The 13,457-nt window shown below is 64.2% G+C and carries 16 protein-coding genes and 1 pseudogene; 9 read left to right on the top strand and 8 right to left on the bottom strand.

Annotation, left to right across the window (positions count from 1 at the left end):
- Positions 1-57: 57 nt before the first annotated feature.
- On the bottom strand, positions 58-309 hold the full coding sequence (locus WBN73_RS20355) for a hypothetical protein (RefSeq protein WP_207595409.1): 252 nt from the start codon (positions 307-309) through the stop codon (positions 58-60).
- A gap of 166 nt (positions 310-475) precedes the next feature.
- Between WBN73_RS20355 and WBN73_RS20350 the strand changes: the two genes are divergently transcribed.
- A complete protein-coding gene (locus WBN73_RS20350; RefSeq protein WP_337341178.1) occupies positions 476-967 on the top strand; it encodes a TetR/AcrR family transcriptional regulator in 492 nt (163 codons plus the stop codon).
- A complete protein-coding gene (locus WBN73_RS20345) occupies positions 964-1,638 on the top strand; it encodes a GAP family protein (protein ID WP_337341167.1) in 675 nt (224 codons plus the stop codon). The genes WBN73_RS20350 and WBN73_RS20345 overlap by 4 nt, the downstream gene beginning before the upstream one ends.
- Positions 1,639-1,647: 9 nt before the next feature.
- Here the strand turns inward: WBN73_RS20345 and WBN73_RS20340 are convergent, their stop codons facing one another.
- Both WBN73_RS20340 and WBN73_RS20335 read right to left on the bottom strand, forming a co-directional pair.
- Positions 1,648-1,932, bottom strand: a complete 285-nt coding sequence (locus WBN73_RS20340; protein WP_337341168.1) for a hypothetical protein — start codon at positions 1,930-1,932, stop codon at positions 1,648-1,650.
- A 34-nt stretch (positions 1,933-1,966) separates the two neighbouring features.
- On the bottom strand, positions 1,967-2,560 hold the full coding sequence (locus tag WBN73_RS20335; protein WP_337455661.1) for a TetR family transcriptional regulator C-terminal domain-containing protein: 594 nt from the start codon (positions 2,558-2,560) through the stop codon (positions 1,967-1,969).
- Between the two features lie 115 nt (positions 2,561-2,675).
- Here WBN73_RS20335 and WBN73_RS20330 point away from each other — a divergent pair, with 115 nt between their 5' ends.
- Positions 2,676-3,473: a ZIP family metal transporter gene (locus tag WBN73_RS20330; RefSeq protein ID WP_337341170.1), complete on the top strand. Its 798-nt coding sequence runs from the start codon at positions 2,676-2,678 to the stop codon at positions 3,471-3,473.
- A gap of 126 nt (positions 3,474-3,599) precedes the next feature.
- On the opposite strand, the gene WBN73_RS20325 is transcribed toward WBN73_RS20330, so the two are convergent.
- Both WBN73_RS20325 and WBN73_RS20320 read right to left on the bottom strand, forming a co-directional pair.
- Entirely contained in the window at positions 3,600-3,860 is a 261-nt protein-coding gene (locus WBN73_RS20325; protein ID WP_089596786.1) for a DUF6458 family protein, read from the bottom strand.
- Positions 3,861-3,980: 120 nt separating this feature from the next.
- The gene (locus WBN73_RS20320; RefSeq protein WP_337341171.1) at positions 3,981-4,877 is read right to left on the bottom strand and encodes an SDR family oxidoreductase; all 897 of its coding nucleotides are present in this window, start codon (positions 4,875-4,877) and stop codon (positions 3,981-3,983) included.
- A 130-nt stretch (positions 4,878-5,007) separates the two neighbouring features.
- On the opposite strand from WBN73_RS20320, the gene WBN73_RS20315 reads away from it, so the two are divergent.
- Entirely contained in the window at positions 5,008-5,631 is a 624-nt protein-coding gene (locus WBN73_RS20315; protein ID WP_337341172.1) for a helix-turn-helix domain-containing protein, read from the top strand.
- A gap of 50 nt (positions 5,632-5,681) precedes the next feature.
- Positions 5,682-6,554 (top strand): EamA family transporter, encoded by an 873-nt coding sequence (locus tag WBN73_RS20310; RefSeq protein WP_337341179.1) that lies wholly within the window; start codon positions 5,682-5,684, stop codon positions 6,552-6,554.
- Positions 6,555-6,619: 65 nt separating this feature from the next.
- Here the strand turns inward: WBN73_RS20310 and WBN73_RS20305 are convergent, their stop codons facing one another.
- The gene (locus WBN73_RS20305; protein WP_337341173.1) at positions 6,620-7,672 is read right to left on the bottom strand and encodes an NAD(P)-dependent alcohol dehydrogenase; all 1,053 of its coding nucleotides are present in this window, start codon (positions 7,670-7,672) and stop codon (positions 6,620-6,622) included.
- 136 nt (positions 7,673-7,808) lie between these two features.
- Here WBN73_RS20305 and WBN73_RS20300 point away from each other — a divergent pair, with 136 nt between their 5' ends.
- On the top strand, positions 7,809-8,474 hold the full coding sequence (locus WBN73_RS20300; protein WP_337341174.1) for a TetR/AcrR family transcriptional regulator: 666 nt from the start codon (positions 7,809-7,811) through the stop codon (positions 8,472-8,474).
- Positions 8,475-8,484: 10 nt separating this feature from the next.
- Positions 8,485-10,344 (top strand): glycoside hydrolase family 15 protein, encoded by a 1,860-nt coding sequence (locus WBN73_RS20295; RefSeq protein ID WP_337341175.1) that lies wholly within the window; start codon positions 8,485-8,487, stop codon positions 10,342-10,344.
- On the opposite strand, the gene WBN73_RS20290 is transcribed toward WBN73_RS20295, so the two are convergent.
- Positions 10,313-10,573 carry a hypothetical protein gene (locus WBN73_RS20290; protein WP_337341176.1) on the bottom strand — a complete coding sequence of 87 codons (261 nt, stop codon included), beginning with the start codon at positions 10,571-10,573 and terminating at the stop codon, positions 10,313-10,315. The genes WBN73_RS20295 and WBN73_RS20290 overlap by 32 nt on opposite strands.
- 113 nt (positions 10,574-10,686) lie before the next feature.
- Positions 10,687-11,562 carry a PRC and DUF2382 domain-containing protein gene (locus tag WBN73_RS20285; protein ID WP_337341177.1) on the bottom strand — a complete coding sequence of 292 codons (876 nt, stop codon included), beginning with the start codon at positions 11,560-11,562 and terminating at the stop codon, positions 10,687-10,689.
- 383 nt (positions 11,563-11,945) lie between these two features.
- Here WBN73_RS20285 and WBN73_RS20280 point away from each other — a divergent pair, with 383 nt between their 5' ends.
- Together WBN73_RS20280 and WBN73_RS20275 are read left to right on the top strand one after the other, a co-directional pair.
- Positions 11,946-12,569: a hypothetical protein gene (locus WBN73_RS20280; protein ID WP_207595419.1), complete on the top strand. Its 624-nt coding sequence runs from the start codon at positions 11,946-11,948 to the stop codon at positions 12,567-12,569.
- Between the two features lie 167 nt (positions 12,570-12,736).
- Positions 12,737-13,457 (top strand): annotated as a pseudogene (locus WBN73_RS20275) (hypothetical protein); the annotation flags it as partial.

Genomic DNA, 13,457 nt, shown 5'->3' with positions numbered 1-13,457 from the left:
CCGGTGTTGGCGACCGCCTTCGCCCTCCCGACGGCTGAACCCTCGGCGGCGGGCAGCTTAGTAGTTGTAGCCGAAGCTGCCGATGTACATCCGCTGGTACTTGTTCCAGTGGCACGGAGTAACCGCAGTTACCGAACCCCCATAAGCCTGGATCGCTGCACGGAGTTCTGCTGAACACGCAGCGTTGGTGGCCCTGACCACTTGGTAGGTGTTGTAGTCAGCATGGGCTGGCGCGGCCATCACCAGCGCCCCTGCACTGAGAGAAATTCCCGCCACTGCTGTTGCCAGGACCGTATTGAGCTTTTTCATCGTTACCCCCTGTTGGATTACTTTGAACCCCCACATTAGGGGCGCCTTCGATGCGACGGGAATGGGCAGAAGTCCCCTGCCAGCCGCTCAGCGCGGCTTCCAACCAGCGGTCACAAGCTGGACATTCCGGTCCTGGGAGGGATTGCCGTGATCACGGCGCCAATAGATTCTCGCCACGGCCCGTCAGCTCGCCATCAGTACCGGATCCATACCGTCCATGGATGCCGTGGCAGCCGCGGCGAAGGTGTCAAAGGGTGGCTTCACGCATCACTTCAGAACCAAGGCTGCATTGCTCGAAGGCTTGGCAGTCCAGGCCATCGAATCCTTGGATGAGGCCCTCAACGCGGCCGTCACCAGGGGGAACGTGGTTGAGACGTGGCTGCGCATCTCGATGTCACAAGATGACGCGGATCTCTACAGGGCGCTCCTCGTGTCCTTCACGGACCTGGGAGAGAACGCAGACGGGCTGTTGAGCCTTTCAGCGGAGGCATCAAAGCGCTGGGAGCAACTCCTGACAGCCGAGCTCGGAGACCCCGTGGCAGCGTCGATCGTTCGACTCCTTGGAGATGGCATGGTGATGAACTCCCTGACGAGGGAGGCTCTTCCCCCGGTCGAGAACATCCTGACGTGGCTGGAGCCACGAAGGAACGCCGAATGACCGCCGGCCTGCTGTGGGCGATCCTTGGTCTCGGCTTGGCGGACAGCCTCAATCCGGCGACAATCGTGACCATAACCCTCATCCTGCTCACGGTCCGCAAGCACCCGGTGACCTCGGCATTGTCGTTTGTCGTGGGCGCCTTGAGCACCGTATTCATTCTGGGTACAGTGATCTTCCTCGGCGCCGGAGCAGCAGCAGACACCGTCAGTGACGGACTTGCCTGGCTCCGGAGAATCGTCTTCCTTGTGGCTGCCGTAACACTGTTCATCACCGGCTACCGACGCCTCAAGGATCGCCCCCGAAAGGGCATCGGCTTGCCATCCTGGTTCGGGATAGGCACAGCATTTCCGTTCGGTGTACTGGTCACCGGCGCCGATCTTCCCAACGCGTTCCCCTACTTCATTGCCATTGAACGGATGGTGGACGCAGATACATCCACGGGAACGGGCCTGCTTGTCCTCGCCGGATACGCGATCATCTATTGCGTGCCATGCCTGATTCTGCTTGCCCTCGGCATCGCTCACGGCGACAAGGTCCGCAAAAACTTCAAAAGGTCTACGACCGATTCGCCACGGGCACCACCCAACGATCGGTTGCTGCAGCGGTGCTCTATCTTCTCTTGGGGGTCGGCGTCCTCGCGATCGCCCTCTGGCCTTAACGGGCGGGCATAGACCCGCCGGCTACCGTGCTTCCAGCCGCGCCTTCAGCTGTTCAGCGTAATCCGTATAGGCGGCAGCAATCTCTTCCAGGTCCACTGTTTGGGGGAAGTCGATCACCGGCTGGTGCTCGGCCAGGTACGACGTGGTTTCTTCAACAACGATCTGCTCGTCGAATCCGCCAAGGCCAGCCTCGGCAAGGAACTCCGGGTTGGTGTGGACCAGGGATTCCCCGGTTTGGCCTTCCGAGGCCCAGCGCACCAAGTATTCGTTCTGATTGACCAGTTCAATATCGAATGACTTCTCCATGCCAGCAGCCTACCGCCGGGCGCGCCGTTCGCCGTTACGTGGCCGGTGCCGATCGTGCGCCCATGCGCTCCAGCAGCGCCCCAGCCGGCAGCCCCAGAAGGGCGGACGCCAGGCTCCCCATGAGATCCAGCACGTACTCACTGCCGGCACTTCCGGCCAGCACATCCATCACCAGCCCGTCTTCCTGGGCAACCAGGGTCCTGGCGATCTTGGCCGGGTCCAGAAGGGGAGAGAACTCGCCGGAGCGGGTTCCGGCGTCGATGATGTCGCGGTAGATCTGCTCTTGGGCGCTGGTGAGCTCGTCCTGGATGCGCCGCTGCTCGGGGTCACGGAGCATGTGGGGCCAGTATTCGTAAAGGATCCGGGAGACGTCGTCGTCCAGTCCGGCAGTAGTGCCCGCGCTCATGACGGCGGCGAGCCGCGCCGTCGGGCTCATGTCAGGGTCAACGGATTCGGCGAGTTTCTCAAGAAACCTGCCGGAGGAAGCGCGCACGGCTGCAGCGATGATCTCGGCATGGCTGCCGAAACTCCGGGACCAGGAAGGCGTGCTGCCCTTCCCGATGTTCGGCGGCGCCCACTTCCAGTCGCCGGACTGGAGCAAGGATTCACCCGGTGCGCGGCAGGGCACCGGAACGGCCTGACCGCCCGCCCAAGGCAAGCAGCGTTCGACGGCGGGCTGCCGCCGTCGAACGCTGCCTCCTCACCCTAGAGAAGATCAGGTTACTTACTTCAATAATGGCATTGTGATGGCATCACTGTGGTTCGGATTGATTGCCTCCAGCGCCTTGGTGATAGGCGCGCTCATCGGTGTGCGTTTCGAGCTGCCGAAGCGGCTCCTCGCCATCCTGCTGTCCTTCGCGGCCGGCTCACTCATTACCGCGCTGGCGTTCGAACTGTTCGAGGACGCCTACCAGCAAGGCGGAATTGTGCGTGCGGCCGTGGGGCTCCTTGCCGGGGCCATAGTGTTTACCGCGCTCAGCGCCTTCCTGGATCGCCTGGCCCAACCCGGCCGCACATCGAAATCCAAGCCCGCAGACGAAGTGCAGGGCAGCCCGAAGCTGGACACCGACGCCGCCGCGTCGGATAGGGCAGCCACGTCCGCCTCCACACGCGAGGCTGCCGGAATGGCGTTGCTGGCCGCTGTGACCCTGGACGGCGTACCGGAAAACGTGGCGTTGGGCATCTCCTTGGAAGAAGGATCCGGCGGCCTGGCACTGCTGGCGGCCATCTTTGTGTCCAACTTCCCCGAGGCCCTGGTGGGGGCCTCGTCCATGCGCAGCCAGGGCCGCCAAGCCGGGTCGATCATGCTGCTCTGGAGTGTGTGCGCCGTGCTGCTGGTGGCAGCCGTGGTCCTTGGCGCCGGGCCCCTGTCCTCCGCCGAACCCGCCACCATCTCCCTGCCGTTGGCGTTCGCCGCCGGCGCGGTGATCGCGTCGCTGGCGGACACCCTCATGCCCGAGGCCTACGAGCATGGCGGCCCCGCAGTGGCACTGAGCACGGCAGCGGGCTTCGTCCTTTCGTTCACCCTCTCACTCGTGTGAGCGGTGAGCGACCGGACTGCTGGACGACGGCCGACTGGGCGCCCGACGCAAGAAGCGCGCTACGCAAGAAGCGCACGACGGCGGCAGTCCGGCGTCGTGCGCTTCTTGTTGTCTTGCTGGCGGCTGCTAAACCTCCGGGCGACGCTCCACAACCGTTTCGGGGGCGGCGCGCCGCTCGACCACTGTTTCAGGGGCGGTGCGGCGCTCGACGACCGTCCGGCGGGTCCTGTTGGACATGGCGATGGAGATGATGAGGCCAATGACGCCGACCACCATCAGGATGTAGCCCACCAGGACTTGGTCCAGGAAGGGAATGAGTCCCGGGGCGAGCGCGAAGGCCAAAATAGCGCCGATGGCAATCAGGGCAATGGAAGAACCAATTCTCATAGCGTGCTCCTCGTGTCCGTTCGGCGCGTGGTCAGGGATCGTCGGCCGAATCTATACAGTCAGCATACTTATGAACCACGGCTCCCACCAGCCATACGAAGCCCTCCGACGGGCCCTGCATCAGTGGCCGTAGCGTGCGGCCACCCGGGCGATGGCGTCCTCGGGAGTCGGCGCGGGCCCGAACACCTGCTCCTGGCGGGTGGTGTCCGCAACATATTTGCCGGTCTCGAACCACGCCACCATGCTGGCCATGTCTCCTACCAGCGGAAGGACTTTCGAGGTCACCTTGCCGAGCCCGGCAATGGCGCCCGCGGGAATGGACATCACCTTGATCTGCTTGCCTGCCCGCTGGCCGGCAATGTCCGCAGCGTCCTGAATGCTGACGGGGCGGCTCCAGCCAACATCAATGTGCTCCCCCTCAACAATGTCCGCGTCAACAGCCTCCGCGAGGTACCGTGCCACATCGCTGGCCAGGACAAAAGTGAGCCTGGCGTCCTTGGAGCCTAGCCATACAAAGCGGCCCTTGGCGAAGGGGTCGCCGCCCATGCCCACCGCCTGGTCAAAGAAAGCACCCGGGCGGAGAGCCACAAAGGGAACGCCGAACTCCCGGAACTTGTCCTCAGCCAGCTTCTTGTTCCAAAAATGCGGGATCTGTGGCGTTTGGTCGCTGGTGACGATGCTGATCAGCACGAAGCGGGGCACGCCGGCATACTTGGCGGCGACGGCCAGGTTGCTGTTGCCAAAGGTGTCGATGGCCTGGGCGTTCTTGTCATTTCGCGTATAGCCGGCGGCTGTCGAGACAACCGCCGAAACGCCCGTCATCGCGGCGATCAAGGAGGCGGCGTCCAGCATGTCCCCGCGGACGATCTCAACTCCCTTGGCCTCGACCTTGGCGGCATTGGATTTGGGCCTCACCAAGGCCCGGACGTTCTTGCCGAGCTTCAGGAGCTCATCCACCACTTGGCCACCGAGGAATCCCGTGGCACCAATAACAAGGACAGGAAGGTCTTCGGCCACGATTTCTCCTTTGGTTTTGTTCCTAGGGTCAGTGGTAGCACGAGCGCGGGACGGCAGCCAGCCCCCGGTTCACCCCGCCTCCGGCCTCGCTGATAGCGAGAGTGCACCGAAAGTGCAGTATGCTGCACTTATGGATGACAGCACCACCACCCTCTCCCTGGCCATCGGCACCCGGGTCAAGCAGGAACGCCAAGCCCGGGGATGGACCTTGGACCACCTGGCCGAGGCTGCAGGCGTGAGCCGCCGGATGATCGTCAACGTGGAGCAAGGAGCCGCGAACCCCAGCATCGGAACACTGCTGCGGATCAGCGACGCCCTGGGAGTTGGGCTCCCGGCCCTGGTGGAGTCCCCGCGCCCCAAGCCCGTCAAGATCACCCGCAGCGGCGAAGGCGCAACACTCTGGAGCAGCGGACAGGGCGGCCAGGGAATCCTGGTGGCCGGGACCGAATCACCGGACGTAGTGGAACTCTGGGACTGGACCCTGGGCCCCGGCGACAGCCATGCCAGCGAGGCCCACACGGCGGGCACCAAGGAACTCCTGCAGGTTCAAGCCGGTGCGGTGACCGTAGATGCAGGGGAGCACTCCGTAACCCTCGAAGGTGGCGATGCCATGACCTTCCCAGGCGACATCGCCCACTCCTACGCCAACCTTGGCGCTACGCCGGCCCGATTCATCCTTGCTGTTTTTGAGCCCGGCGTGGGCTCAGGGCATCGGCAGGACACGGATCCCAGCGGCATGGGAATCAACAAGTGAGCGCCCGCAAAGGCGGCCCCATTCCGCCTTGGGGCCTTGCTGTTGCAGCCATGTTCTCGGTGCAGCTCAGCTCCGCCCTCTCGGTGGGCCTCATCGCGGAGGTGGGTGCGGCCGGAACAGCATGGTTGCGGCTCAGCCTGGGTGCCATCATCTTCCTTGCCATCGCGCGCCCACCCCTGCGATCGGTTCGTCGGCCGGACATCCTGCCACTCCTGGGCCTCGGCATCGCTACCGGGCTCATGACCATCATGTTCCTCGCTGCCGTGGAGCGGATCCCGTTGGGCACCACCGTCGCCATCGAGTTCCTGGGCCCACTGACGGTGGCGGCCATCCGCAGCCATAACCGCCGCGCCTTGGCATGGCCGGTGCTGGCGCTGCTGGGAGTGGTCCTGCTGACCGAACCCTGGCATGGCCGCGTCGACTTCCTGGGAATCATGTTCGCGGCCATCGCCGCCGCTGGGTGGGGCGCCTATATCCTGCTGACGCAGCTGATCGGCGACCGTTTCACCGGCATCGGAGCGCTCTCCCTGACGGTCCCCATCGCCGCCGCGACGGCCGCCGTCGTCGGCATTCCACAGGCTGCCGGGCACCTCAACTGGGGCATCCTGGCAGGTGCCCTGGGCGTCGCCATCCTGATGCCGGTCCTGCCGTTCGTGTTGGAGCTGAAAGCACTGCGCCGGATGACGTCCACGGCTTTCGGCACGCTGATGTCGTTGGAACCTGCCTTCGCCGTTCTCCTGGGACTGCTGGTGCTGCACCAGCAACCCACCATCGTCCAATTCATCGGTATCGCGCTGGTTGTTGTTGCCGGCGTCGCCTCCCAGCGCGGGGGCGAGAGGAAACTGCCTCCCCTGGCCGAGCCCACCACCATGGGACCCGCATCTGAGACCTTATCCGCCACCGGTCCCGGCAAAGAGAACTAACGCACGACGGCGACCTCCCGCCGTCGTCCGCCTCCTTCTTTTGGCTCTTGCCTTGCACCCACCGCTTAGAGGGTGATGGCGACCTTGCCGCGGACCTTGCCGGCATCCAAGTAGCGCATGGCGTCCGGGACCTGGGCCAGCGGGTACGTCCGGTCGATGACGGGAGTAATGGTTCCCGCCTCGAGAAGTCCGGCCAAGTACTCAAGATCCGGTGCGTTTTGGGTACCCACGATCATGGTGAGGCGCTGGCGGATGAAGGGCGAGAGCGCCACGGCGCGCAATTGCCTGTCCATGCTTCCCGTCCACGAGCCGCCCTCCTCGCCGCCGGTGATCACGGCAGTCCCGGACGGGGTGAGTGACCGGCGTAAACGTGTAACCGACGGGTTGCCCGCGATGTCGATGATGACGTCGTACTGCTCAGTGCCGTCGAGGAAGTCCTGGGTGGTGTAGTCGATCACGTGGTCGGCACCGAGGGTCCTCAGCATCGGCACTTTCGCAGCACTGGCCACTCCGGTGACCTCAGCCCCGGCAGCTTTGGCGAACTGCACCACATAACTGCCTACGCCGCCCGAAGCTCCGGTGACCATGACCTTGAGCCCTTGCGCCGGGTGGTCCTGGCTGGGCTCGATGCCGCCCGCACGCAGGGCGATCAGCGCCGTGCACGCGGACACCGGCACCACCGCGGCCTGCTCGAAGGTGATGTTCGCCGGCTTGTGGGCCAACTGGTTTTCGCGGGCTGCGGCATACTCGGCAAACGTTCCCCTGCCCGAGCCGAACACTTGGTCACCCACCGCAAAGCGGGTCACCTTTGCTCCCACCGCTTCAACGGTTCCCGCGAGGTCCAGCCCGGGGACGGGCTGCCTGGGAGCCTTGAATCCATACACCAGGCGCAGCGCATAGGGCAGGCCGGTGGCTATGTGCCAGGTGCCGCGATCCAGCCCGGCCGCCTGGACTTTCACCAGTACTTCGTTCTCCGCGATGACAGGACGCGGAACCCGGGCATCATGGAGAACGTCGGCGGAACCGTAGCCGTCCTGCACGATGGCACGCATGGTGGGACCCGGCAACGCCCGATCCTTGTGGCGACGGGATTCTTTGGCTTGCTGACCAGTGGTCATGGCCGGACCTTTCAGTGCTTGTGCGGTGGGTGAGTGATGCAGCAGTGGTTTGGTGTGGTTTTCGTACGCTGTACCAATGAGATTACCGTACACTGTACTAATCCGCTAGAGCCCAGCAACCAGTCGAGGAGTGCCCGTGCCCGCCGCAGCATCGCAGCGAAGCCCGCTGAGCCGGGAGCGGGTCCTTGAATGCGCCGTCACCCTCGCCGACGAGTCCGGAATCGACGCCCTGACCATCCGCACGCTCGCCCTCAGCATGGGAACCAAACCCATGTCCCTCTACTACTACGTCGCCAACAAGGACGAGATCCTGGACGGCATCGTGGATATGGTGTTCAGCGAAATCGAGCTGCCGGCACCTGACGGGGACTGGCGCAAGGAGATGGAGTTGAGGGCCCACCGGATGCGGTCGGCACTCAGGCGCCACCCCTGGGCAGTCGGGTTGCTGGAGAGCCGGTCCGCGCCTGGCCCTGCAACGCTCCGGCATCACGAAGCAACGCTCGCGACGCTGAGGACCGCAGGATTCTCCGTCCAGCTCACTGCCCACGCCTACGCCCTGCTGGACAGTTACATTTACGGCTTTGCCGTGCAGGAAGCGGCCCTCCCGTTCGAGGGGCGGGACACCGCAGCCGAGATCACCAGCCCCATCCTGGAGCGCTTCGCCACCGGTGAGTATCCCCGCATGGTGGAGATCGCCGTCGAGCATGTCCTTAAGCCCGGCTACGACTTTGGCGACGAATTCCAGTTCGGCCTGAACCTCATTCTGGACGGCTTGAGCCGTCTGGCGGGAGACGCGGACTAGGATCTGATCCATGGCCAGGATTGAGGACTACGCGATCATCGGGGACCTGAACACCGCTGCCTTGGTAGGGCGGAGCGGGTCCATTGACTGGATGTGCCTGCCACGGTTCGACTCCCCCGCCTGCTTCGCGTCACTGCTGCACACGCCCGACGCCGGCCGCTGGCTTTTGGCGCCCGCCGGCACACCCGACGGCGGCAACTGCACCCGACGCCGCTACCGCGAGGACACCCTCATCCTGGAGACAGAGTGGGAAGTGGACGGCGGCAAGGTCCGGGTGATCGACTTCATGCCGGTCCGGGACGACGCCGTGGACCTGGTGCGGATCGTGGAGGGCATCTCCGGCGAAGTCACCATGCAGATGGAGTTGGTCCTGCGCTTCGATTACGGCCGCGTGGTGCCGTGGGTCCGGCACAGCAAGCACGGCATCAGCGCGGTAGCGGGTCCCGACTCGGCCTACCTCACCACCCCCGTCCCGCTCGAGGGCCGGGACAAGCGCACCTACAGCGAATTCACGGTCCGCGCGGGTGATCGGGTCCCGTTCGTGCTGCGCTGGGCGCCGAGCCATGAGCGGGAGCCGCGACGGATCGACCCCTTCCGTGCACTCTCAGTGACCGAGTCGTTCTGGCTGGAGTGGATTGGCCGCAGCGAAATGGCCGGGAAGTACAAGGAACCGGTGGAGCGGTCCCTCATCACCCTCAAGGCACTGACGTATGCGCCCACCGGAGGCATTGTGGCAGCGGCAACCACGTCCCTGCCCGAGCAGATCGGCGGGCCCCGGAACTGGGACTACCGCTACTGCTGGTTGCGCGACGCTACCCTGACCCTGCAATCACTGCTCGCCGCCGGGTACACGGAGGAGGCGTCCGCATGGCGGGACTGGCTGCTGCGCGCTATCGCCGGCGACCCGTCGGAGCTTCAGATTGTGTACGGGCTCGACGGCGCGCGGAGACTCCCCGAGGCAGACATCCCGTGGCTCTCCGGTTACGAAGGTTCACTGCCCGTCCGCACCGGAAACGCCGCAGCCCCGCAGTTACAACTTGATGTGTGGGGCGAGGTCCTGGACGGCCTTTCCCTGACCCGGGCGGCTTTCCAGGACGGCACCGTGGACAGTTCCTGGGACATCCAGGTGGCCCTGATGGAGTACCTCGAAGGAGCCTGGGACCAGCCGGACAACGGGCTCTGGGAAATGCGCGGACCGAGGCAGCATTTCACCCATTCCAAGGTCATGGCATGGGTGGCAGCAGACCGCATGGTCAAAGGCGTCCGGAGCTCCGGACTACCCGGCCCGCATGACCGCTGGGCAGCACTCCGCAGCGAAATCCATCACGACGTCATGACCAAGGGGTTCGACGAGGAACTCAACACCTTCGTCCAGTCTTACGGAAGCAAGGAACTGGATGCCAGCCTGCTTCTGGTCCCCCGCGTCGGCTTCCTCCCGCACAGGCATCCACGCGTCGCAGGGACAGTGGAAGCCATCCAAAAAGGACTCACGGATGACGGCCTGGTCCTCCGCTACAGAACCCAGTCCGGGCACGACGGCCTGCCTGGCGACGAAGGAGTCTTCCTTGCCTGTTCATTCTGGCTGGTGGATGCGCTGCTGGGCATCGGCCGCTCCACCGAGGCAACCGGGCTCTTTGAGCGGCTCCTCACCCTGCGCAACGATGTGGGTTTGCTGAGCGAGGAGTGGGACCCCCGTGCCCAACGGCAACTGGGCAATACTCCCCAGGCCTTCAGCCATTTCCCCCTCATTCACAGCGCCTTGCAACTGCATCAGGGAGAGGCACACAAGAGCGACACCCCGCTGGGGCACCCAAAACATCCGGGGCACTCCAGCGGTTCTACCCTTCGGAATGACCCTCGCCTGCGTTAGGCGGGGTTTCGCCTTTATGGCTCGCTTCTTCCAAGTGGATATCCAACTTGCGTTCGGCCTCACGCCGCCGCTGGCCGACGGTCCTCAACTGCTGGGTGGTGGGGTCTGCCCTGTCCTCCGGCGCGGCGGCTGATGGCGCGGCGTCCGTTTGTGCGGCGGCTGTTTGTCCCGTGTCCGTTTGTGCGGCGTCCGAGCGCGCAGCAGTCCGGTCCTTCTCATGTTCGCCCATAAGGAGATCGTCCCATCCCCCGCCCTTTTGCGATAGCGAAATTCGCGATGCGGGGCCCGCTCTGCGCCCGTACCCGGGCACGTGGTACGTAGAGTGGGCCTCACACCATGCGTTTAGCGGCGGACGTCGTCCGAACTGGTCCCCTCGGTTTCGATGCGCTCCTTCCGGACTTCCTCGTCCACCCGAACATCCTCGGTCACTGTGTCCTTTTCGAGGCGGACGCGCTCCACCGGGACGGTCTCCTTGTCCACCACGGGCCTCTCCTCGTGGAGGGTGACCTCGTGCTCACTCTCCGTCAGTTCGGCACCGGACATGGCATCGCCTGCGTTCGCGTCCGTAATGGGCTCCCGCTCCACACGGACTTCCTCGCGCTGCACGGGGACCGTCGTGGTGACGTTCTCAGTGGTGATGTACTTCCTGAGGCGTGCCCGACCCGTGGCCTGCTTCTCCGTGCCGACGTTCAACCTTTCTTCAGAGCGGGTCATGGCGTCGTCGTCGTTCCTGTCAGCCTCCGGACGATAGGCGCCTCCCGTGTCCATCGCGTCCCTGGTGCCGAGCGTATCCTGGGTTCCCACCGGGTCCCGCGTACCCACGGTGCCGGCGAAATGTGCATCACGATCAGTTGTCGAGTCGGCGCGCATATCATCGCCGTGACCGCTGAAGCCGCGCTCGCCCTCGAGTCCGTAATGGTTGTACAGGCGACTCTCCTCACCCGGATCCAAGTGCCCGTCTTCGGCCACCCGGGGAGCATCTTTGATGTGGTCCTTGCTGTAGGGAACCACTACGTCGTCACCATCCACGGCGGCGTCCTGAAGCGGTATGAACGATTCCGAACTGCCAAAAAGTCCGGTCTTGACGGTCACCCAGGTGGGTTCGCCGGTGTCATCATCGGTGTAAAACGTGCCGATCGAGCCCACCTTGTCACCTTCAGTGGTACGGACGTGTCCGTTGAGGCCCATCAACCGGTCAATGTTTTCCCTAGCGAGCATGATGTCTCCTTGGAATGCGGTTCTCTTATGTGGTTGCCAAGCGGGCTGCATCACCAGGCATGGTTTCCGAACGCCGGAGCGGGGAAGAAATTCAACCCGTCGGCTTTAAGGAACACCAATACAGTAAGCATGCTTAGTGTTTGCTTGACAAGACTCAATGTGAGAACCAGCGGAATCCGCCGCGCAGGCAGGCTAGATAACCCACAACGGCGAGCTGCCGCCGTCGTGCGCTTGTGTGCTACCCGCCGCTATCCTTGGCGGGCTGGCCGTGGCCTGCCCTCGCCACTGCTGTAACAGCATTTTAGTAAGCATCCTTGCTTTCTAGCTGAAGATGGTGTTTTGCTTGGTTTACCAAAGTTCAGGCAACCGGATCAGGAGCTGACATGGTTGATGGATATGACTCGGGATCAAGCACTCCCAAAGCCCGCAGGGACGAGGTCGTCCGGGCGGAAAAGGACCGTTTTGGCGGCATCAAATGGGGCTCGGCCTTCTTTGGCTGGCTAACGGCCGTCGGGATGACCGTCCTTCTCACCGCCTTGGCTACGGCCATCGGGGTTGGCGTAGGAGCGGCGAACCCGTCAGGCGCCGGTCAGGCAGCAGATCAGGCCCGGCAGAACGCAGAAACCCTGGGGATCGTCGGTGGAATCGTGCTGGCAGTCGTCCTGTTCCTGGCCTACTACTGTGGCGGCTACGTCGCCGGCCGGATGGCCCGCTTCGATGGTGCGAAGCAAGGGCTCGCTGTGTGGTTGTGGGGCATCATTGTCGCCATTCTCGTGGCGATCCTCGCGGCAGTAGCAGGTAACCAGTTCAACATCCTCGACGACCTCAACGGCGCACCCCAGATTCCCCTCGACGGAAGCCTGATGACTGCCAGCGGCATCATCGGGCTCGTCATCGCCTTGATCGTCCCGCTTCTGGGCGCCATCGTCGGCGGAAAGGCCGGCATGCGTTTCCACCGAAAGGTGGACCAAGCAGGCATCGACCACCAAACCGGAGTCGCCGGATAAAAGCCTTCTAGACGGTGGCCTGCAGGTATTGCAGGAGCCTCCGACGGTAGTTTTCCACATAGCGCAGATGAGGGCTTATAGCGGTCAAGCCATCGTGACAGGCTTGATTTATGGATGGCATAGGGCAGATCGTGGCGCGGCGGGCAGGTTCGTCCGGCGCCCCTCACATGTCATCATTCTCTCTGGACTCGATTACCGGACCCGCTGTCCGCACGTGCCCGACGCCGGCAGCCGGCGATGCTGTTACCGACCTGAATTCCGGGCTGCTTCCTCGACTCGATTCGTTGCCCGCTCCCGGTGAACCTCTGCCTGAGGCATTGCTGGAGGCGGCGGTGTCCGCGGGCTCGCGCGAATACCGGGGATCTGCGCCCCCAAAGGTGCCTGAGGCGTGGCCCAAACCCGGGGCATCCGCGCCAGTGGCGCCACGAAGGGCGGCGCTGACCGCGGGATCGAAATCCGCGCCAGGGGAAGGTCGGGGCCCGTTGTCCGCCGAGCCGTCATTACCTGACGTGCCCACATTGGAAGCGGCGCTATTTGAGGGTGCCGCCGCAGCCGACGCGTTGCGATCGATAGCTGCCAGTGAGGCGCGGCTGTTTGGGTTTGTTGAAGCGGCGGATTTTGCCGGCAAGGTCGAGGAGATCGCCCGGTCGGTGGAGTACTTGCAGGTGGTCGCGGCGCAGGCTGTGGAACGGACCCGGACCGAAGCCCAGCAAACCAAGCCCGGACCCTCGGCTGCAGCACCGCAATGGCGGACCGGCTGGACCGAACCGGCCAAGGGCGAAACGGATCCGGGCGTAACGGTTCCGGGAGCGGCCAGTGTTCTGGATGACGGGTACCGGAACGCGGCCCAGTTCCTGCGCGCACGGTTGCGGATCGGCATCGGAGAAG

This window comes from Paenarthrobacter sp. CCNWLY172 (assembly GCF_037402035.1).
Classification (GTDB): Bacteria; Actinomycetota; Actinomycetes; order Actinomycetales; family Micrococcaceae; genus Arthrobacter.
The sequence above is the reverse complement of the archived record's forward strand: the minus strand, read 5'-3'. Positions and strand labels throughout refer to the sequence as shown.